Origin of the sequence: Flavobacterium sp. FlaQc-52 (assembly GCF_044007495.1) — a bacterium.
Taxonomy (GTDB): Bacteria; Bacteroidota; Bacteroidia; order Flavobacteriales; family Flavobacteriaceae; genus Flavobacterium; species Flavobacterium cupriresistens.
In genome coordinates, this window is the sequence record NZ_JBIPCV010000001.1 from 502,301 (window position 1) to 524,243 (window position 21,943).

At 33.4% G+C, this 21,943-nt stretch carries 13 protein-coding genes; 2 read left to right on the forward strand and 11 right to left on the reverse strand.

Translation table 11 applies throughout. The annotated features are described in order from the left end of the window. Positions 1–17: 17 nt before the first annotated feature. The 7 genes from ACHRV5_RS02290 to ACHRV5_RS02320 form a co-directional block, all read right to left on the reverse strand. On the reverse strand, positions 18–149 hold the full coding sequence (locus ACHRV5_RS02290; protein WP_395425584.1) for a M13-type metalloendopeptidase: 132 nt from the start codon (positions 147–149) through the stop codon (positions 18–20). 330 nt (positions 150–479) lie between these two features. Beyond that, the gene (locus ACHRV5_RS02295) at positions 480–1,286 is read right to left on the reverse strand and encodes a tetratricopeptide repeat protein (RefSeq protein WP_395425585.1); all 807 of its coding nucleotides are present in this window, start codon (positions 1,284–1,286) and stop codon (positions 480–482) included. Between the two features lie 182 nt (positions 1,287–1,468). Continuing rightward, positions 1,469–1,954, reverse strand: a complete 486-nt coding sequence (locus ACHRV5_RS02300; RefSeq protein ID WP_395425586.1) for a hypothetical protein — start codon at positions 1,952–1,954, stop codon at positions 1,469–1,471. Between the two features lie 264 nt (positions 1,955–2,218). Continuing rightward, entirely contained in the window at positions 2,219–2,929 is a 711-nt protein-coding gene (locus ACHRV5_RS02305; protein ID WP_395425587.1) for a hypothetical protein, read from the reverse strand. A 539-nt stretch (positions 2,930–3,468) separates the two neighbouring features. Then, positions 3,469–4,878 (reverse strand): P-loop NTPase fold protein, encoded by a 1,410-nt coding sequence (locus ACHRV5_RS02310; RefSeq protein ID WP_395425588.1) that lies wholly within the window; start codon positions 4,876–4,878, stop codon positions 3,469–3,471. A gap of 258 nt (positions 4,879–5,136) precedes the next feature. Continuing rightward, complete coding sequence (locus tag ACHRV5_RS02315; protein ID WP_395425589.1) at positions 5,137–6,561, reverse strand: amino acid permease; 1,425 nt, start codon at positions 6,559–6,561, stop codon at positions 5,137–5,139. Between the two features lie 448 nt (positions 6,562–7,009). Then, the gene (locus ACHRV5_RS02320; protein ID WP_395425590.1) at positions 7,010–10,696 is read right to left on the reverse strand and encodes an HYR domain-containing protein; all 3,687 of its coding nucleotides are present in this window, start codon (positions 10,694–10,696) and stop codon (positions 7,010–7,012) included. A 423-nt stretch (positions 10,697–11,119) separates the two neighbouring features. Here ACHRV5_RS02320 and ACHRV5_RS02325 point away from each other — a divergent pair, with 423 nt between their 5' ends. Continuing rightward, complete coding sequence (locus ACHRV5_RS02325; protein ID WP_395425591.1) at positions 11,120–11,812, forward strand: hypothetical protein; 693 nt, start codon at positions 11,120–11,122, stop codon at positions 11,810–11,812. A gap of 633 nt (positions 11,813–12,445) precedes the next feature. Continuing rightward, entirely contained in the window at positions 12,446–14,812 is a 2,367-nt protein-coding gene (locus ACHRV5_RS02330; RefSeq protein WP_395425592.1) for an AAA family ATPase, read from the forward strand. 472 nt (positions 14,813–15,284) lie between these two features. On the opposite strand, the gene ACHRV5_RS02335 is transcribed toward ACHRV5_RS02330, so the two are convergent. The 4 genes from ACHRV5_RS02335 to ACHRV5_RS02350 form a co-directional block, all read right to left on the reverse strand. After that, positions 15,285–16,466, reverse strand: a complete 1,182-nt coding sequence (locus ACHRV5_RS02335; protein WP_395425593.1) for a sodium:proton antiporter — start codon at positions 16,464–16,466, stop codon at positions 15,285–15,287. A gap of 338 nt (positions 16,467–16,804) precedes the next feature. Further along, positions 16,805–16,996 (reverse strand): cold-shock protein, encoded by a 192-nt coding sequence (locus tag ACHRV5_RS02340; protein ID WP_047777553.1) that lies wholly within the window; start codon positions 16,994–16,996, stop codon positions 16,805–16,807. Between the two features lie 151 nt (positions 16,997–17,147). After that, positions 17,148–18,572 (reverse strand): SusD/RagB family nutrient-binding outer membrane lipoprotein, encoded by a 1,425-nt coding sequence (locus ACHRV5_RS02345; RefSeq protein WP_395425594.1) that lies wholly within the window; start codon positions 18,570–18,572, stop codon positions 17,148–17,150. Between the two features lie 12 nt (positions 18,573–18,584). After that, a complete protein-coding gene (locus ACHRV5_RS02350) occupies positions 18,585–21,761 on the reverse strand; it encodes a SusC/RagA family TonB-linked outer membrane protein (protein ID WP_395425595.1) in 3,177 nt (1,058 codons plus the stop codon). Positions 21,762–21,943 lie beyond the last annotated feature (182 nt).

Sequence of the window (21,943 nt, forward strand, 5' to 3'; positions counted from 1 at the left end):
ACTAAGATAAAAACATTTTATCCAGGCTGTACATTAAATGCTTCATAAAAAGGTGGCGTATTCATTAGAGGACCATTAACAAGACAATTTGGTGGAGAATGTGGATTATTGTTAACCCGATCATGCAGATTTGTAATCCGTGCCAGCAAAGTATATTTTAACAGATTTAAGAAAAGAAAATACAGTTTTTAACTAACTTACAAAAAACAAAATCCCATTTCAAACGAAATGGGATTTTTTAAAACTACTATTTTTTCCCCGCTGGCGCGAGCGTCCCGCTCGTGAACATACGTTTGAATTCAGAAATACGTTTACGATAATTATCTCTAGGTTATAATGTAAATGATTTTCTCAGCATCGAGCGCACGAGCGGGACGCTCGCGCCAGCGAGAGGAAGTAAATTTTTCAAGTACAAAACTATCTTTAAATTAAGCTAAATGCCCGAATCTTTTGTGACAGCTGTTACCAACTGTTTTTTTTTAGAATTTCAATAAGGCTTTTATGTCTTCAGGTATTTGCTCTTTGTTTTCAATTTGTTCATAAAACTTAAAAGCTTTTTGTTTCATTTTTTGGTCATTCTTAATTTCAGAAACTTTGAGTAAGCACAATGAATAATGGATTTTAAAGTTTTCGTCTTTTTTGTATGTTGAATAACATTTTTCTAAATACTCTAAACCTTCATCATATTTTTTGTTTTTAGATAATAAAACTCCTTTTAAGAAAATAACTTCGTCTTTCAATTTTAAATTTAATAATTTATATTTTTCAATTGCGATATTTATATTTTCTAATCCTTTATCTACATCTCCAAAAATAGGAGAGGTTAATGCAAATCCATAATAACCTTCTGGGTTTTCAGGAAATAAATTAATTAATTCATTATATTTTTTTCGTGCAATTTTAAGTGATTCTTCATTACCAACTCTTAATCCTTCTGAGGCTAAATTTATTTTAAACTCTAATGTGTTTTTTGATAAGCTGTCAGCCATTATGTAACAAGCAATAGCTTTTTTGTCATTCAATAAACTCAAAGTATAACCTGTAAAAAAAATTGCATCACAAAATGTTGTATCAGTTTTGTATGCTTTAAAGAAAATATTTGAAGTTATTTTGAGATATTTTTGGTCTAAAGATTTATTTAAATATAATGTTTCAATACCTAAATTAAAAAGCTTCATAGCTTCGGTGTTTTCAGATTTGCAATACAATTTTTTACCTTCAAAATAATTTTGAGAAAAAGTTAAGTTAAAGCTTATTATAAGTAATGTTGTAAATATTTTTTTCATTTTTATTTATTCAATTTCTGAGATTTTTTGGCAAAATAGTTGGTAACGTCCTGGCGCTACAATAGGTTTGGGATTAAATATGCGAGATTTTTCCATTATGGACAAATTTTACAAGTACAAAACCATTTTTAAATTCAGCCAAAAGCCCAAATCTCTTGTAATGGCTGTTGGTGGCTGTGTTTTTATTTATCAATATTTTCTATTTCAAATATTTCAATAAATTTTTGTTCCAAGTTTTTCTTTTTCCTTTTTATATTCCATCTCGAATGGAATATTATAAAGGCGAAGAATAAATTAAAAACTATATATATGTCATTTGGTGCGTTTTTAAAATTAAAAAAGAAAAAGGAATTGAAACCAATTATCGCAACAAATGGAAAATATTTTAGCCAAATCATTCCTATTTTACTCATAGGTTCAATAGTATAATTTAGTTTTACTTTGTTGTTAATATTTTGATATTTTCCTTTAAGCAAATATAAGCCTGAAGTAAAATTATAATTTTCTGTTAGTCTGAAAGATGAATCGTCAAAGGTTCCATAAAAACTTTTTGAACTTAGACAAAAAATTGAAAATATTCCAAGTGATAATTGTAATTCAGCTCTCCCAATTTTCGTATTCTCTTTTAGTCTATTTCTAAATTCAGTTATATTAAGCTTTGACTTCATTAAAATTAATTAAATTACAGATTTTTAGCGTTTTAACGCAACATTGCAATCAACGTCCTGGCGCTACAATAGGTTTGGGATTAAAGATGCGAGATTTTTCCATTATGAACAAATTCTACAAGTACAAAACCAGCTTTAAATTCAGTCAAATGCTCGAATCTCTTTTAACGGCTGTTAGCGGTAGTACTTCTTTAACTCGGAAGATTTGCCTAAATAAAAGATTTAAAAAGACAAAGATAAAAATCTAATATCGTTTAAAGTATGTTATATTTTATAATGAGAATGATTTTTTGGTTTAAAAACTATTTTTTGTTTGTTAGGTAATACTTCCCAAACATAAACTTGATATTCATAGTTAAAAGCATTTTCAGGATAAACTCTTGTGTGTCCTGTTCCTAATCTCATCGGAAGAGCAACATCTTGACATAATGCAAAAATAGGTTTTAGTAATTCCAATCGGTCTTGTCTTGGAGAATCAATTCTAAAATCCATATAATCTGAGGGACGAACTTTAAGAATTGGCCTATTTATATTATTTTTATCTAATTCTCCATTGAAATGTTTGTTATTAAAAAGTTTCCACAAATCTTTTTTCTTCCCTGCGAGAACAAAGTAACATTCTATATCATCATTGTTTCCAATCATTGCTAATCTTACTAAATCCCATATAACCCTTTCAACTGTCTGTTTTGTCACCGTGTTACCTACCCATTTTGTTTCAATGGCAACTTTCATATTTTGTTTTTCATCCGTAACTACAAAATCTATTTCTGGGGGTCTGCCTCGTCCAGGTGATAAGTCACCAAGTATAGGATGCCTCACTTCAGCGTGAACATTTTTTCCAAACTTGGTATTTAAAATTTGGGCAATAGGAACAGACAAATATTTTTCAGAGAAAATTGATGAACGATGGCACGCGTGCTCAAACTGCAACCATCCCCCAATACCTCTTGCTAAAGTTCTATCTAAGTCCATTTGTTTATTTTTCTTCTTAGTTGTTTTTTAATATTGTTAGATTCTTGACTCTGCGATCGCATTGCAGGTAACTTGTATATATACCTGACAATATCCGACTTATCTACTCTAAATTGGGTCGATATGTCTGATAAATATCCGTATTTATACACTTTCAAAAATAGGATTTTTATTTCATAAATCATTAAACGAATTTTTTATTTGTTTAATACTTTTCGTACTAACATGAGTGTAAATTTCGGCAGTCTTGTTGCTTTGATGAGCTAATAATTCTTGTATATATCTAGATCACGCGAATTTTTAATCCTTACCCGCAAAGTATATCTTAACGAATTTTTTTAAAAAAACAGTTTTAGTTAATAATAGAAAGAGGCGATGTAAAGATAGAATGATTGCATTTAGTATTATTTCTGAGGTTAAATACAATAATCTGATAGTATTTACCAATAGTCAAGCAACAGCTTCTGGATTGATGCTAATAATGCTTTACGAAGAAGGTAAAATAAAAATTTAGAAAACTACGTGGTGAGATTAGGTTATTAAAAATTAACAGCTTCCGTTAGGTCAATTTTCTTTAACAAATGGCTTATATCTAATTCTCTTCCATTTCCTCTTACAGATGACATTTCCATAAGTATTTGCAAAAAATCTTCATGGTCTTTTGTTTTATCAGTCAATGAAGATATTAGTAATTTTCTTTCTTCACTAACATTGTCATAATAATAAAGTTTAGTTCTTTCATAAGTAGGCACTTGATAGTTATTATAATAGTGCATTAAATAAGCTTCTAAACGAACAATTCCATTGTCATCTTCATTATTATCTGACTTTATGATATTAAAATATTCTACCTGTAAATCTTGAATCAATATTTTTTTCAATCTAATCTTATTATAAAGATTGATGTCTTTAACTTTAATATATATTAACAAAAGAAATAAACTTGGTATTACATAACTATTTTCTGAAAATGACCTCAGAACTAAACGCGCATGAGCAAATATTTTTTCTTGTTGGCGTAAGGAAATATTTGATTTTTTAAATAAAATATTTGCGATTGTAATAAAATCTGAACTATCTTTCCGTAAATCCCAGCTATTTAGTCTTGAAATAGATTCAAAAAAATCTTTAAATCCAAAATAGTTATAAAGATAACCACAATACTTTTCTACCTCAGGTTCCGGAATTGAATATTCCATATCTATAAAACGTCTCAAATATTCTTCAGCATCAATCAATTCACTACCATAAACACCTCGTATAGCATTGCCTAATTGTTCTTTGTCTATTGACAAAACAAAAACAATATTAGGAACTGAAAAAAAATGTTTTATTTGTTCTAATATAGCAACGGCGTAATCAGGTCGGCATCTATCTAATTCATCCACAATAAAAATTAAGGGTTGCCCCTCATTAGTATCAGCTATGAACTTAGACAAGCTTTCCTTAAAAATTTTTATACTCTTTTTCTTAGACGTATATTCATTTACATCGTTTTCAAAAATATCTGTAACTCCCTTTGTAACTCCCTCAGCTATATCTTCAATACCTTCGCCTATATACTTCTTTGCCAATATTTTTATTAAGGCTGGTGCAATGTTTTTAGTAAAAAGAGCTGCATTCTTTAATGCTTTTTCAAAATTAGGATCTACATCTTTTTTTGTTAATGTTTTCAACTCTCCCATTAATGCTGTTAAAGGATTATTTTCAAAATCATTTTCCCACGCATTAAAATAAACGGTTTGATATTTTTTGTTTTTTAAATCCTGCTCCCACATTTTAACAAATGTCGTTTTCCCTGCTCCCCATTTATTATTGATAGCCAATACAAATCCACTAGAATAAGTAGAAACAATACTGGTTAAAACATCAGCATATTTCTTTCTATCCAATTGGCATTTCCTAAAAGGATCAGCGGGATCAATATCTATTTCGTTGTGTCTTATCATAGTTTACTTTTTTCTTTACTCAAACATCAAAAAATGATCATTTGTTACTGTCACAATTATACAAAAAAGGGTTTATTTAATCTCCTAAAACTTCTCCGTTGGCGCGAGCGTCTCGCTAGTGAACATGCGTTTGAATTCAGAAATACATTTAAGATAATTATCTCTGGGTAATAATGTACATGATTTTCTGCATCGAGCGCACGAGCGTCCCGCTCGCGCCAGCATTAATACTTTTTAATGAAATATAGTAAAAACTACCTATTTTTTCCCTTTAAAAACCTTATAAAAAACAAATAAAATCCCCAACCAAATAGGAATTAATTCTACAGATATCTTCATATTCGTAATCCACATAATGGCTAAAATACCTAATAAAAACACGAAACAGATGTAATTGCTTACCGGATAAAATATAGACGCAAATTTAGTTTTTGTGTTTTCTTTGTCTTTCGCGCGTCTAAATTGCAGATGGGTATACGAAATCATAACCCAGTTAATAATTAAGCAAGACACCACTAAAGACATTAGAATGCTAAAAGCCTCTTCTGGAATTACTTTATTTACTACTATACAGATCGCTGCAAAACAGGAAGAAATTAAAATGGCATTGACAGGTACTGATTGTTTGTTTAGCTTCTTTAAAAATTTTGGCGCATTGCCTTGATCTGCTAAACCAAATAACATTCGCGAGTTGCTGTATACACTGCTATTGTATACAGATAAAGCGGCGGTTAATACGATTAAATTAAGCACATTGGCTATAAGGCTGGTGAAAAATATTTTCTTGCCAAAGAGCTCAAACTCCATTCCGTTTAAATTTTGAAAAACCATTACAAACGGGCTACTGTCTGTAGTAATTTGCTGCCAAGGCGACAAAGCAAATAAAATGACCAATGCCCCAACATAAAATATAAGGATTCTATAAATAACCTGATTGGTTGCTTTTGGAATGTTTTTTTCCGGATTTTCGGCCTCTGCAGCGGTAATTCCAATTAGTTCTAAACCTCCAAAAGAGAACATTATCAGTGCCATTGCAGCCAATAAACCTTGAAAATCGCCAGTTCCTGTTTTTTCAAAGAAACCTTTTGGAAAGAAACCTCCATCGTTGTATAAATTATGAATCGTAGCGTGCTCTCCTCCTGTTCCACTTACTAGTAGATAAATACCAAAAAGAATCATGGCTATAATAGCGACCACTTTTATGATTGAAAACCAAAATTCAGTTTCTCCATACACTTTTACGGAAGCAAAATTTAAAGCATTAATAATCAGGAAGAAAAATAAACTGGATGCCCACAACGGAATTTCAGGCCACCAAAACTGCACATAAACTCCAATAGCTGTAAGTTCAGCCATACTGACTAAAATATACAAAATCCAATAATTCCAACCCGATGCAAAACCTGCAAAAGAACCACAATATTTATAGGCAAAATAGCTAAAACTTCCTGATACCGGTTCTTCAACAACCATTTCACCAAGTTGTCTCATTATAAAAAAAGCAATGATTCCGGCAATAGCATATCCTAAAATGACAGATGGCCCTGCTAATACGGCTGCCGGACCAATACCGAGGAAAAGACCTGTCCCTATCGATCCGCCTAAGGCAATTAACTGAATGTGTCGGTTAGTTAGTCCGCGTTTAAGTTGATTCTCTTGTACAGTATCTTGATTATTTTTCACAAATTAGATTTTTAAAGGGATTAGATGTATTCAGAAATGTATAAAAAGCGAAGATAAGTTAAAAAAGGAATCCTACAAAACATCGTTGTGTCGCAGCTGTCAGAATCAAATATTTTAAAAAGTCAAACTGCCCATTTACAGAATGGTTAAAATATTTTTTTTTACTATCTAACTAATTGATTATTTGTACTTATATGCTGCTTTAATTCTAGTCAACATTTAATAAATTATCCTGCAAAATTTTCTTGAGAATCATTTAAGATTTCATGTTTAGACCTTTAACTTCTGTTGCTCCTACGAAGTCGGGTGACTTCAAATAGTGGGTATTAAAAACAAAAGAGACGACCAGCAGATCGTCTCTTTATACTATTTAAAAAATTATAATTTATTTTCTCTTTTACTGATTTACATGGCTATTGTGCAAAAACAGTTGATCTGAGACCGTTATTTAATCTTTAATCACTTTTTTCGTTACAGTTCCCATATCATTTGAAACTCGAAATAAATAGACACCAACTGGTAAATTAGATACATTTAATTTGGTAGATATCGTTTTTAATTCTTTTGTAATAAGAAGATTCCCCGTTACATCAAAAACGTCCAATTTTGCGCTATTTAGTATATTCACGTCAATTGTTATGAAATCTTTAACCGGATTTGGATACAATTTGAATGAGTCTTGGAAAGTAAAATCTTTTGTTGCCAGAACTGCAACATCAAAACAGGTACTTGTAGCCGTACAGCTGTTTTTAGTAACCTCTACAGCATAGCTTCCTAATTGCTTAGGTGTAAAAGTGGGATTATTTTCGTTTGGGATGGCTGTAAATACTCCATTATTACAGCTCAGCCACTTATAAGTTGCCGCTGTTTCGGCAACAGTTAATTTACCTTCATTGTAAGAAACTGTTACATCAAGACCTTTTATTGTTACTAGTTGTGTTGCTGTGGCTGTATTGTTGCTTCTGTCTTTTACAGTCCAGGTTACAGTTGTGTTTCCTATAGGGAAATTTGCCGGTGCATCATTTGTAACTGAAGCAACTGAGCAATTATCGGCAGTTATTGGATTTCCCAATGCGATTCCTGCTGCTTTACAGTTAAACGTGGTATTTGATACTATTGCCGCAGGAGCAGTAATTGTTGGCGGTGTTACATCTTTTACTGTTACTATTTGGGTGGCCGTTGCACTATTATTGCTTTTGTCTTTTACGGTCCAGGTTACGATTGTGCTTCCTAGTGAGTAAAATTTTGGAGCATTACTAGTTACAGAAGCTACCGAACAATTATCTGCCGTTACCGGAGTTCCTAATACGACATCCGTTGCTGATAGTGTGCAACCTGCAGCAGTCAGATTCACCGTTACAGCACTTGGAGCTGTAATAGTAGGTAAAGTAACGTCTTTTACCGTTATGGTCTGAGCAGCTGTTGCAACATTACCGCTTGCATCTTTTACGGTCCAGATCACTGTTGTATTTCCTACAGGGAAAACTTCAGGAGCATTATTGGTTACTGAAGCTACGTTACAGTTGTCTGATGTTATGGGAGTTCCCAGTACAACAGCTGTTGCTGTACAATCTAAATTGGCGTTGACTGTTACAGCTGCCGGAGCAGTTATAGTCGGTCTTTCAATATCAGAATCTGTGATTATTATAAAGTTCTTAGTTATCGTTGCCGATTCACTATCTATTATTTTACAAGAATAATTTCCAGCCACTAATCCGGTAATTTCCGGTGTTGTTGCTCCATTAGACCAAAGGTAGGTATAAGGTGCTTTTCCTTCATTAACAGAAACTATAGAAGCCGAGCCTGTAGCACTACCAAGGCAAGTAACATTGGTTTGGATCGTTGTTGCGTTTAGAGGCGTAAAATAGGTACCCTTCAGACGAATGAAATAAGAGGAAGTAAAACTCTTATAAGAAGAAAACACGCCACTAACATTAATTTTTCCATCTGGAAATAATGAAATAGAGTAAATCGGAGCTACAAATTGGTTTCCTGTATCAAAGGAAGCGTCTATACTTCCATCAGAATTTAAACGGGTTAAACGGCTTTGCGTAATTCCTTGAAAAGTATCGAACTCCCCTCCTACAATTATTTTTCCATCAGGTTGTAAAACCAAAGAACTAATTTCAATACCATATCCTGTTCGTACACTTTCAGATCCAATGGACTGATTAAAAGAAGGGTCTTTGCTCCCATCTGAATTTAAACGAACGAGGTAATTTTGATAATTTCCGGTAGTAGGTGAGAAAAGACCGGCCACCAGTATTTTTCCATCAGGCTGCAAAGTTATTTTTTGAACATTAATCGCCAAATTATATAACGTTCCGATATCAAACGAAGTGTCTTGGCTTCCATCCGGATTTAAACGAACCAAATATTTTTGAGGAATTGGATTAAGAGTAGTAAATGACCCTCCTACCAGTATTTTGCCATCGGGTTGTGCTACTATAGAAGAAATTATTCCTTTAGATAAATCAAAACTATTTCCGGCTGTAAAAGAAACATCGTTAGTACCATCAATATTCAAACGAAATAATCTTCTAACAGGGAGATACGGGTAACTATCAACAAAAGCACTTATGATAATCTTTCCATTGGGCTGCAAAGCTATAACGTCAACATCATATTCAGATGATCTAAGGAAAGAAGTATCACGGGAACCATCAGGATTTAATCTAACCAGAGCATTTCTGCCTGAATTCCCGAAGTTAGTAAATTTACCTCTTATCAATATTTTTCCATCAGCCTGTAATAGTATCGATTGAACTTCATCATTGAATTCAGCCGGCGGGTTAAATGAAGTGTCCTTGCTTCCATCAAGGTTTATGCGAATCAGTTTTTTTTGTGTAACTCCCTGAAAATTGTCAAAATATCCTCCTATCAAGGTTTTTCCGTCACCTTGCACGGCTGAGCACTGCACAGCTGCGTCAAAACCTGTGTCTTTGTTAAAAGAAGAATCTCTGCTTCCATTGGCATTTAAGCAAACTATACCTTTCTCAATAATCTTATTGCAATAGTTAAATTTACCGCCAATAAGGATTCTTCCATCATTTAAAATAGCTGTAGCCAAAACGTCTGCATTTCCTTTTCCTGTAAGAAGATTTGCTCCATCATCAAAAGAAGCGATTGAAAAAGTACTATCTAGACTTCCGTCCGAATTAAAACGATAGACACCATCATCACCGGAAGAATTATTAGGCTTATAAAAACTTGCAATTAGTTTTCCATCAGGCTGGAGGGACATATTACTTGCATATTCATTATTCATATATGCAAAATTAATTGGATTAGTAAATGAAGTGTCATTGCTGCCGTCGGGATTTAAACGAATTAAATATTTCTGAGCCACTCCCTGATAAGTTCTAAAGCCACCACTAGCGATTATTTTTCCGTCACTTTGTATTAAAACAGAATATACGTAATTACCAACAAAGCCAGTTCCTGTATTAAACGAAGTGTCTTTGGAACCATCTACATTCAAACGAATTAAATATTGCTGAGCCACATCCTGAAACGTACTAAACTTGCCACTTACAACTATTTTTCCATCAGATTGAACGGCGACAGCAGTAATATCATTATCAAATCCGTTGCCTATATTAAAGGCTGTATCAAGGCTTCCATCGGCATTCAAACGAATCAATCGTCTCTGTGGCGTAGAATATATCTTTTTATTAGCTACAAGTATTTTTCCATCAGATTGAACTGTTATAGCATTCACAGAAACCGAACTTTCGCCCACACCTCCTCCAAATAGAAAAGAAGTATCTTTACTTCCGTCTGCATTTAAACGTATTACACGAGATTGTTCAACGTTATCGTTTCCTCCAACCAGTAATTTTCCATCAGACTGCAAAGCGATAGATTTTACAGTAAAACGAGTAATATCCTCGTTATAAACAAAAGTCGGATCCAGACTTCCGTCAGGGTTAATACGAACCAATCCATTAGTTCTCTTACTCCTAAAGACAGCAGCTCCTTTTATGATTATTTTACCGTCAGGTTGTGTTACGATACATTCTACCAAACCGCCAAATCCGGGTGAAGGTCCAAAATGGTGCTCCACATCAGCGGCGTTTTGAGCAAATAGTATTAAAGATTTTAGAATAAAAAAAAAGAGTAGAGTTTTTTTCACTTAAATAGGTTTTTAAAATGTTATAGCTAAAACAATAGGTTCAAAAGATGAATCTTAAAAAACTAACAAACATAAGAAAAAACTTTTCTTTAGATTTTATATTGATAAATAATTTGTTAAAAAACAAACATTTTGCATTAGATAGATAAGTGTTTTAACTTATTCTTTCTTAAATCTAGCAGCCGTTATAGATACGCAATGGTTAAATCAAATTATAACTTGCTTAAAAACGGTTCTAATCCCTTTAGCACTGCGAAGGACAAAATTTTCAAAGAAATCTGAGGCTTTTTTGTTCGCTTTTTTTATACTTTCTTTCCTAACTTTGTGTGCACAGAATTCTAATCTGCGCTAAAGACTGTCATCAGGTAAATATTTTTTTCTTTCAAATCAAGTTCCATAAATTTTAAAAAATAAAAAAACGAAATGAAGCATACACAACAAGAAAACGATAAGCAAATTACTGTTTTAGAACTTCGTAATTATTTACTAAAGCCCAATAAACTGAACGATTTTGAAGAATATTTCAATAATCATTTTGTAACCCCAATGGCTGAACTGGATGGCTTTACTCTGGGGCAATTTAAAATTAATAATGTAAATGATCGATTTGTTTGGCTACGTGGGTTTACAGATATGAAAACGAGAGTAAACTTCTTAAATGATTTTTATATCAACAGTCCAACATGGAAAAATTTTGGACAAGGAGCTAATGCTATGATGCTAAATTCAGATCACGTGCATTTACTGAAGCCATTAGAAAAAAGCACCACTCTTGACTTTTTAGACATAAATGAAGGGATAGTACTTATAGATTTTTATATCTGCAATAGCACTTTAAATAAGGTTATTGATCTATTTAAAACTACATACATTCCGTTTTTAAAATCTTTGAATATTAGCGACCTATCCCTTTGGGTCAGCGAAATGCAAGAAAATGATTTCCCGAGACTCCCAGTTTTTCAGGATAAAAATCTTTTGGTAACAATTACAAAATATAAGGATTTCGCTGAATACGAAAAAAAGCAAAAATTGATCACAGAAATGAATATTGAGCTAAAAATAGCGCTACAGGAATTAGTAACAATTCATAGCAATTTAGTGCTTGAAAAAATCTAAGGAAATTTTGGGGGTTGTTAGGTTGGATTAATACTCAAAAGATTAATTCATCTTAAACAAAAAATGGCTGCTGCTAGCCCAATAGTTCCTTATCCATTTATCTTAAAATAAACCTGTATTCATTACTCATAAAAAAAACAGTATTTCTACTTGGTTATAAACTAATGTAAACTACATATATTTAACAACTACTTTAAATTCATAATTAACTTAAGACATTCCAATATAATTACTGTTGATTTTAAAATTAATTTGAAGAGTAAAATTTACTAATTTGGGATCAAACTTAATAATATATAACTGCTTTATAAACTAGCATCAAAATACATAGAATTAACTCTACCAAAAGCTAAAAAGTTGTAAAAACAGAACTTTTTAAGAATCATGATAGATTCACTCACTCATAGATATTCAATAAAACATGTATTTGAGTTAGAATATGGTTTACCATAATGAATAAAATTAAATTAGAGCAAAATTTGTATCTAGAAAATAAAAGCTCGCAATTGACATAATCTTCATCAAATAATTTTAAAGTACTAGATATCAAAATAAATTATCTTCACTTATTAGGAGATGCGAATGCTTCTATAAATATTATTAATAGATAATAACTTAAATTATATTAAAAATATGATTACAAAAGTTGATATTCAAAAATTCGGACTTTATAATAATTATAGTTGGAATGCCGAAATTGGAAATAATGAAACCTTCAAGAAATTAAATATTATATACGGTAGAAATTACTCAGGAAAAACAACTTTATCAAGGGTTTTTAAATGTCTTGAAGATAATGCAGTTCATAAAAATTATAAAGGTTGTGGTTTTACAGTAAGTTTTTCTGACGGAAGTTTATCATCACATACCAACTTAGAAAATAATTTTAAAATACGTGTTTACAATTCTGACTTTGTCAAAGCTAATTTAAGCTGGCTGCACAACGACGACGGAACTATAAATCCATTTACTATTCTAGGAGCAAAAAATGTTGAAATTGACAAACAGATAAAGGATATTGAATCGCTTTTAGGCAACATTACTATTGAAAAAGGTCTTCTCTTTGAATGTACCGAAAAAGAAAAGCAACTCAGCAAAGAAATGGCAAACCACAAATTGCTCTTCGATGCTCTGGAAGAAAAATTAAGAAAAAAAGCTAATGACACTATAAAAGTTGATACTAATTTATTTATCGCCACTACGATAAAAAAAACATATTCCATTACAGATATTAAAAATGAAATTGCGAAAATCGCCCCAGATCCTTTAAATTATATTCTTTCACCTGAAGATACAGACCAAAAAAAACAATTTTTGAAAGAAGTATTTATGCCTAATATAAATTCTATTTCTGAATCTAAGCCAAATTTCTCGTCTTACTATAATAACGCTAAAGAACTCGTCGAGAAAAAGATTAAACCTAATAAACCGATAACAGAACTATTGTTGGACAATACACTGCAGGAATGGGTCAGACACGGAATTGACAAACATAAAGGCAAAAGAACAACATGCGGTTTCTGCGGAAATACCTTACCAAAAGATCTTTGGGATAAGTTAGATGCTCATTTTAGTAAAGAATCTGAGGAATTACGAACAGGTATAGAAAATCAGAATGAGCAGATATTAAAAGCAGAAGAAAATTTAATCTCTTTTATCAAACTAAACAAAGATCAATTTTATCCAAGCCTACACTCTAAATTGGAAGAAGTTCACATAAGATGGCAAGCTATAGTAAAATTATACGGCAATAATTTAAAACAGATTGCCACTGAACTCAACAATCGTAAAGAAAATATATTTGTTGAAAATTCAATCTCAGATATACAGGACACTTCTCATAATATACTTGAATGTATTAAAGAATTTAATGTTTTAATAAAAGAACATAATATCAAAACAGAAACATTATCAACAGATCAGCATAATGCGAGGCAATCCCTAAGAGAAGCAACTGTCAGTCAGTTTTTAACTGATATAAATTACAATGCAGAACTATTAAAAATACAAGACACAGAAACAACTTATAAAAAAACAGAAAAGGAACTGTCCGAAATAAGAGAAAGTGTAGAGAAATTATCTGAAGAGAAAAGATTCTTAGAAACTCAGGCTAAAGATGAAAGTAAAGGTGCGGAGCTGGTAAACCAGCATTTAACTCATTTTTTTGGGCATAATGAATTGAAATTAAAAGCGGAAGGTGAAGCGCCAAATGTGAGATTTAAAATTCAAAGGGAAGAAAAAGATGCAAGTAATTTAAGTGAGGGAGAATCTAGCTTAATTTCTTTTTGCTATTTTGTAGCAAAAATGGAAGATGAACTAAAAGAAGCTGACGGTAGTAAACTTATAATTTACATAGACGATCCAATATCAAGTTTAGACAGTAATCATATTTTCTTCATGTTTAGTTTAATTGAAAGTATTATCGCTAAGCCAGGCAGATATGGCCAGCTTTTTATTTCAACACATAATCTTGATTTTTTAAAGTATTTGAAAAAACTAACAATTCCAAAATACAAGCCGCAAGAGAATAGTAATGATAAAGCAGATCTAAAACACTTTATAATTGACAGGAAAAATAGAGATAGAACATTATTAAAATCATCACCCGATTATTTAAAACATTATATAACGGAATTCAATTACTTATTTAAGCAAATTTATGAATGTGCTTTATCAAATTCAGCCACAATATCATATGAATATCAATATAATTTCGGTAATAATATGCGCAAATTCCTGGAAGCTTATTTGTTTTATAAATACCCTAGCCACAAATTATCGAATGACCAGCGATTACGCAAATTTTTAAATGAAAACAATATTTCAATTACTTTGATAAATCGAGTAATTAATGAATATTCACACATCGGAGAGCAATTCGAAAGAGGAATGGAACCGGTAGACATTGATGAAATTTCTAAAATTTCCAAGATAATAATTAAAAAAATAAAAGAGAGTGATTCGGATCAGTTTGATGCTTTAGTTGAAAGTATAGAGTAAAAAAAGATATCAAACTTAGTCTTGGAGTTAACACGGAAGATGTAATATATTAAATAGATTTAGCTTCCTACATTGCCAACTGAAAAATAGGATACTATTGAATAAGGCATTATCATATAAATAAATGACTTATTTATTTATTTATAAAGATATGTTGTTATAATAAGCTATTTCAGAGGTTAATACTGCTACAGATCTTTGAGGAATAACATTGTGTTTTATGTAAACTTCTTCAATATCTTATATTGCTCTCGAAACTTCTTTATTTTGGCGGTATAAGGTCGTATTTGGTAAAGAACAAACCCTGTTTGTAAGCATGCTTAATGCTACCGAATACCGATAATCGTGAATTAAAATGTTTTTAAAGTTTCCCCATTTATCATCTACATCATAGGATAATAAAACTTTTCAAGCTGCTCGATCCGTAATTTATTTTTAAATGTTTTTCAAAATAAAAAGACTCGTTAATTGTCTAATATGAGTTACAGGATTCCCCCACACCCCTATCCTCCTTCGCAAACATCAACCCCAACATCATTACGATAGCACTCAAAATAATCACCTGTGTCAACAAGGAGTTACTAATAAAACCAACCTTTTTAGAAAGTGGTATCGACAAGAAAAGCATAATGGTTATCAAACCTCGTGGTGCTATAAAAAGTAAAGGACTAATCGGTGTTTTTGAAACTTTAAGTTGAATAAACCGAATAGAAATAATGACTGCTACAATGCCAACAGCGAAAGGCAAAGTACTGGTATTTAATACCGTTTCAGTAGTAATAGTATACCCAAAAAGCAAAAAGAATATCGTTCGGATCAGAAAAGCAACTTCACCGATTAATTTGCTAAATCGGTGTACTTCTATATTCAATCGTTTGGGTTCCAGTTTTTTTATAAATGAAAAATGCGTTAGCTCATCCAGATTATTCAAAAAGAGACCGAAGATTAAGATAAAAATAAGAGCCGGTAAATGATAAATTTTAGAAACTTCATAGATCAAAATTATCATGACCATAATGGGGATGAATTTAACGTGATGGTCAATTTTTTTGATCACAAAAGCTAAACCGATGCTTGCTATTAAGGATATGAGCAGCATAACCACAACTTGAGCAATAAAAGTTATAAATGACCCTAATCCAATAGTGTCATTTGATAAGAAGAAATTAAAAATAATAACCCCTAAGATATCAGACATACTGCTTTCGTAAACTACAAATTCTTTTTTGTCGTCTGAAAGATTCTGAACACTAGGAATCGCGATAGCACTACTGATAATACAAAACGGAATGGCATTTATAAAACTATTAATGATGGAGGCACCCGTAAAATAGTTGATTCCAAAACCAATTATCAGAAATAGAAACAATAAAGGGATTAAAGCAGATAAAAAGGACTTCGAAATCATCGCTTTTTTATTTTTATTAAGCTCTAAATCCAATCCCGCCTCCAATACGATTAAAATCAATCCGAGGGTTCCTATTGCAGGTAATAAGGGTTCCAGATTAGGGATTTCTATTTCTAAAAAAAGTGCTGCATAACGCAAACAATACCCCATAAGCAACAATATAATTACGGTTGGTATCTTGGTTCGCTTTGAACTTAGGTCAAAAGCATAGGCAACTAAAACAAGTAAACAAAGGGAGATTATCATAAATACAAAATATTTTTCCAGTGATGTGGAATTCAAAATTTTGCCGTTTTTAGGAAATGCAAAAAAGACACGGCAGCACAACTTTAAAATTCAATATACAAAAAAATGAGGGACACTGTTGTAAAGTTCAGTTTAAATCCTGTGATATGCCCATTTTAGTGGTAATCTGAAGAGTTATATCGTTTGATTTCTATTTGGTTTTACGATAAATAAATCTATAAAAGCGATAAATAAATACTGCCAAAGAATAAAAAAGGAGAAAGAAACCACGGCAAATTATAAGCATAAAAAAAGCATCTGCCGGTAACAGATGCTTTTTTTATACGCTCAGTAAGACTTTAAAGTACAACTACATTTACCGCGTTTGGGCCTTTTTTACCTTCAGCAATCTCGAAACGAACTTCATCGTTTTCACGAATGTTTTCTGTTAGACCTGAAACATGAACAAAGACCTCATTTCCACCATTCTTTGGTGTAATAAATCCAAAACCTTTTTCTTCATTGAAGAATTTTACTGTACCTTCTTGCATCTTAAAATAATTATTTGTTAAATACAAATATAATATTTTTAACAGTACTATTCTGAAAATAATAACTTATGTTGAAATATTTTATTCATTTTCAAATCTAAACAATTATAATTAAGATTCAGTTACACTCTGAGCTTTTTTTTGTTCTAATTTATTTGGTGTCAAACCACAGTTTTGTTGTAAGCAAATCCTTTCCTTGAGCAGCAACTGCCGCCTGATAACTGGTTCCGTTTAGCGATTGTTCTGTACCCGGATAAAAGAAACGAGAAGGCAGTTGTCCGTCTAAAACAGTAGCCGGACCCGCTGTCAGTGCCGGATAGTCGAGTCTCCTCCACTCTGCAAAGGCATCCAGACCTTGTCCAAAAAAGGCAATCCATTTTTGTGTGCCTATTGATTTGGCGTAATTGGCGGCATCGTATTTTACGGTCGGCTGATCCAGATAATCTGAAATAACAGTTGCATTGGTAATCCCAAATTGGTTGAATGATGCCGTAATAGCACTTTTATAAAGCTGTTCTGCGTCTCCGGCAATGTAACCACGTGCAGCCGCTTCAGAAAGATTAAACAGGACTTCAGAATAAGAAACCAGTACAGCCGGTGATGCCGAGGTTAAGAAATACGAACCCGGTTTTGATGTTTTAGCAAAACCCTGACTGTTGGCATCGCTGTTTGATAAGCCGTTAGCGCCTCCAACGTACTTACCTACACTCGCGTCTGATGGTAACTGAGCATACACAGGCAAACGTGGATCGGACAATTCCTTTAACTTATCTACTACGGTCTTTGAGATACGAAAATCATCACGTGTTTCAAACCATGCCGATGCCGGATTTTGTTGTGGCGAACTGGTGTAAACAAACTGAAAGATCTCACTATTGCTGCTAATTAGTCCCGCAGCATCAGTTGTTGCTTCAATTGCGGCTTGTTTAGCCAAAGCAGGTTCTCTGTCTGATATTCTCAAGGCGATACGCAGACGAAGCGAATTCACCAGTTTTTTCCATTTTGCGATATTACCTTTATAAGCCAAATCACCCGTTACTGTTCCGTTTGTTATAGCTAATAAGGACTGAGCACGTTTTAAATCTTCAAGCAATCCAGTATAAACTTCTTTTTGAGTATTGTATGCCGGTGTTACTTTTAGGCCCGCTTCTTTATAAGGAATGCTTCCGTAAGCGTCGGTCAATAATAAAAAAGTCCAGGAACGTAAGGTCAGTGCAATTCCTTTATAATTTGAATTGGCCTGCTGATCCGGAAAATTCAGAATCGTATTCAAATCTGTAATTAAAGTTGAGTAACCGGCATTCCACAAATAAGTAAAAGAATTGTTCGACACATCATATCGGTCGGGTTCGGTATACTGAACTTTAGCCCAATGTTGTACAAATAACAAAGACGAGTTAAAGTTGTTGTCTGAGCCCCAGTATAAGTCGGCACCTTGTTTTAATGTTCCTGTTAAAAGGAAGGGTGCCAATGGTGTCTCTGTCGCATTTGGATTTTTATTAATATCATCCAAAGTATCACTGCAGGAGGTTAATGCCAATGCAGATAGAAGTATATAGGATAGTTTTTTTAACATGATTCGGTATTTTTAAAATTTAAGATTAACATTAAGGCTAAAACTTCTGGTGGTTGGCAACGATAAACTTTCAAGTCCTTGTGCATTCCCAGTGTTAAAAGCCGATTCAGGATCGATATTTGGTGCATCTTTGTAAATAAAAAACAGATTACGACCTGTAGCAGTAACACTTGCTCCTGCTAATCCAAGTTTTTTAGCCAGCTTCTTATCAAAATTGTAACCGAGTTTTACTTCTCTTAATTTTACAAAAGTCGAACTGTAAACATAGGCTTCGCTGATATTGTAAGAGGCTTTGTAATATTCCTGCGCACTAATTACCTGAGTATTGCGAGTTCCATTGGCATAAACACCATTAAAAATAACTCCATCATCATATACCGGTACCCCGTTTGGAGCAGTTCCACCTGTTAATAAGGTTTTTGTATTCCCTGAATAATAGTAATTCAATCCACCGTTGGCAGCATCACGACCTGCAAGGGTTTGCGCCAGTACACCTGTATAATTTCCTGTTCTGTTCGTTCCTGAAAAAATCTCTCCACCTACACTGGCATCAACAAGAAAGGACAATTCGAGGTTTTTGTAGGTCAATGTGTTTGTAATTCCGGCCAGATAGTCCGGGGTATAATTTCCTAATACTCTCTTTTGTGGATCTGCTTTTGGCAATCCGTTAGCGCCTACTACTATATTTCCGTTTGCGTCACGTTGGTAAGCTGTACCATAAAGTGCTCCATAAGCTTGTCCAACCGATGCCAATACATCAACACCTCCTGAAGAACCTATAGTGTAGTTTTTAATCTTTCCTTCATAATCCAAAACTTCTACTTTACTTTTATTGGTTGAATAATTTAAACCAATATTCCATTTGAAATTTTCACTTTGAATGGGAGTTCCATCTAATTGAATTTCTAAACCACGGTTGTTTATTTTACCGGCATTGATTAATTGTGAATTATATCCACTGGCAGCCGTTGTTTTGATCTCCAGAATCTGATCAAAACTATTGGTGTTGTAATAAGCAACATCCAGATGCAGTCTGTTTTTCCAGAAAGAAGATTCTATCCCCAATTCGGTGGAGCGGGTTGTTTCGGGTTTCAAGTCCGCATTAAGCTTCTTTTGCGAGGAAGTTTGAATCGGATTTCCATCGAATGCACTTTGAAAATTGTAAACAGTAACCAATTGATAAGGATCAGCATCATTCCCTACTTCTGACCAACCTGCACGCAACTTTAAGAAGTCAAGCGTATTGCTTTTCAAATTCAGGGCTTCGGATACCACTAAACTACCACTTACCGAAGGATAGAAATAAGAACGGTTACTACTTGGCAATGTCGACGATATGTCATTTCGCCCCGTCAGGTTTAAATAAGCGTAATTTTTATAGCCCAGTTGTGCCGAAGCATATCCGCTATAGACTCTTAATTTCGAAAACGTGTTTGATGATGTCAACGGATCACGCGAATTTGTCAAGGTATACAAATCTGGTACAGCCAAACGTGGTGCTTTTTGATAGTTATTAGCATCACTATGATTACGTACATTGAATCCGGCAAGAGCATCCAAAGTAAAATCCTCACTCAATTTGTTGTTATATTGCAAGATCGCTTCTGTATTTCTTTCTTCTACTGTATAAGCATCTTCAGCATACGAACCGAATGGCGTTCCGTTTGTGCCATATTTAATGGTGTATTTTCTGCGATCATTATAATAATCTACTCCTGTACGGAATTTAAAATCAAGTCCGCTCGCAATCTTTGCTTCCAAATGAATATCCCCTATTAAACGATTGCGTTGTTGGCTAGTTGTATTATAATTGGCATTCCAATACGGATTGCTGTAATAGCTATTGTTCCAGTTGGTGTTCCAATCTTTATTAAGCTCATTGATATCGACCTGACGACCGAACCAAAGAAACTGTAGCATCACACCGGCAGCACGGTTCCCCGATGGTCCACCTGGTAATGTTGGTGCTGTGGTTACAATATAATTGGCCGTTACCCCTATTTTTATACTTTTAGATATTTGGTAATTGGTGTTTATGGTAAAGTTTGTTTTGTTGACTTCACTGTTAGGCACGGTCCCGATTTGTTTTTGATTGTTGATTCCTAAACGAAAATCTGATTTTTCATCTGATCTGGCTATCGAAATACTATTATCGTAAGTAACCCCGGTATTAAAGAAATCTTTCACATTATCAGGATGTGCGACAAAAGGTACTGCTGCGCCATTGGAATAAAATTGCGGAATAAGACGCCCGTCTAATTTTGGTCCCCAACTTTCATCAACTCCATCGTTTATTCCGCCTCCTTTACCGTCTACATAACTGAATTTTCCGTTTGATCCTTGTCCAAATGAATTCTGAAAATCGGGTAAAGTTGCTACTTTTGAAATTGTTATACCGGTACTAAAATTAATACCCAATCCCTTTTGACCTTTTCCGGATTTCGTAGTAATAAGCACTACACCATGTGCCGCACGTGATCCGTAAAGGGCAGCGGCGTTAGGTCCTTTCAATACTGTTAAGGTTTCAATGTCCTGTGGATTCAAATCGGCAATCGCATTTTTAAAATCGCGGGTTGCTCCACCGGAGTTCAACTGTGAGTTGTCTACCGGGATTCCGTCTACCACAAATAAAGGCTGATTGTTTCCGGCTATAGAGGTTTCGCCACGAATAACGATACGGGATGATCCCATATCTCCCTGCGAATTGGTGATTCGTACTCCGGCCAATTTACCCGTAAGGCTATTCAGGAAATTCGACTCTTTTGTATTGGCTAAATCCTTATTTTTAAGAGACTGGGTAGTATATCCTAATGATCTTTTTTCTTTTGAAATTCCCAATGCCGTAACTACAACTTCCGACAACACATTCTGTTCTTCCGTAAGTGAAATGGTTATCGGGTTTTCAGTAACCACAATTTCTGCTTTTTTGTAACCCAAATAACTTACAATTAGTGTATAAGGAAATTTCTGGCCGGTTTGGAAATAAAAATTTCCGTCTAAATCTGTTGCAACCCCGTGTGTGGTGCCTTTAATATTTACGGAAGCACCGATAACAGGCTCTTTTGTAACAGCATCAATGACTTTTCCATCAAGTTTGGACTGGATTAACGGTTTTGTCTCCTGCGCTATACTTCCAATGGAAATTAGCAAAATGCATAACCATATAGAGCTATTAATTATTTTTTTCATTACTTTGTTTTGGTTTAATAAATAAGGCAGGCCGAAATGGATTTAATCCACTCGCGCTATCCTTATAGAGATGTACAATTTCTTTAAGCTTCGCCATTTCTGTTCCCGCAGAAATGGTTTTTTTTTACATGCAACGCATTCGTTTCTTCATTTTTAACTATTTTGGATTACTATTATATTTG

What these genes read in the sequence shown, in the direction of transcription:
- ACHRV5_RS02295 (WP_395425585.1), bottom strand. Translation starts at nt 1,286, where the DNA reads ATGAAAAAAATATTTACAACATTACTTATAATAAGCTTTAACTTAACT.
- ACHRV5_RS02340 (WP_047777553.1), bottom strand. Translation starts at nt 16,996, where the DNA reads ATGCAAGAAGGTACAGTAAAATTCTTCAATGAAGAAAAAGGTTTTGGA.
- ACHRV5_RS02300 (WP_395425586.1), bottom strand. Translation starts at nt 1,954, where the DNA reads ATGAAGTCAAAGCTTAATATAACTGAATTTAGAAATAGACTAAAAGAG.
- ACHRV5_RS02305 (WP_395425587.1), bottom strand. Translation starts at nt 2,929, where the DNA reads ATGGACTTAGATAGAACTTTAGCAAGAGGTATTGGGGGATGGTTGCAG.
- ACHRV5_RS02325 (WP_395425591.1), top strand. Translation starts at nt 11,120, where the DNA reads ATGAAGCATACACAACAAGAAAACGATAAGCAAATTACTGTTTTAGAA.
- ACHRV5_RS02310 (WP_395425588.1), bottom strand. Translation starts at nt 4,878, where the DNA reads ATGATAAGACACAACGAAATAGATATTGATCCCGCTGATCCTTTTAGG.
- ACHRV5_RS02350 (WP_395425595.1), bottom strand. Translation starts at nt 21,761, where the DNA reads ATGAAAAAAATAATTAATAGCTCTATATGGTTATGCATTTTGCTAATT.
- ACHRV5_RS02330 (WP_395425592.1), top strand. Translation starts at nt 12,446, where the DNA reads ATGATTACAAAAGTTGATATTCAAAAATTCGGACTTTATAATAATTAT.
- ACHRV5_RS02345 (WP_395425594.1), bottom strand. Translation starts at nt 18,572, where the DNA reads ATGTTAAAAAAACTATCCTATATACTTCTATCTGCATTGGCATTAACC.
- ACHRV5_RS02335 (WP_395425593.1), bottom strand. Translation starts at nt 16,466, where the DNA reads ATGATAATCTCCCTTTGTTTACTTGTTTTAGTTGCCTATGCTTTTGAC.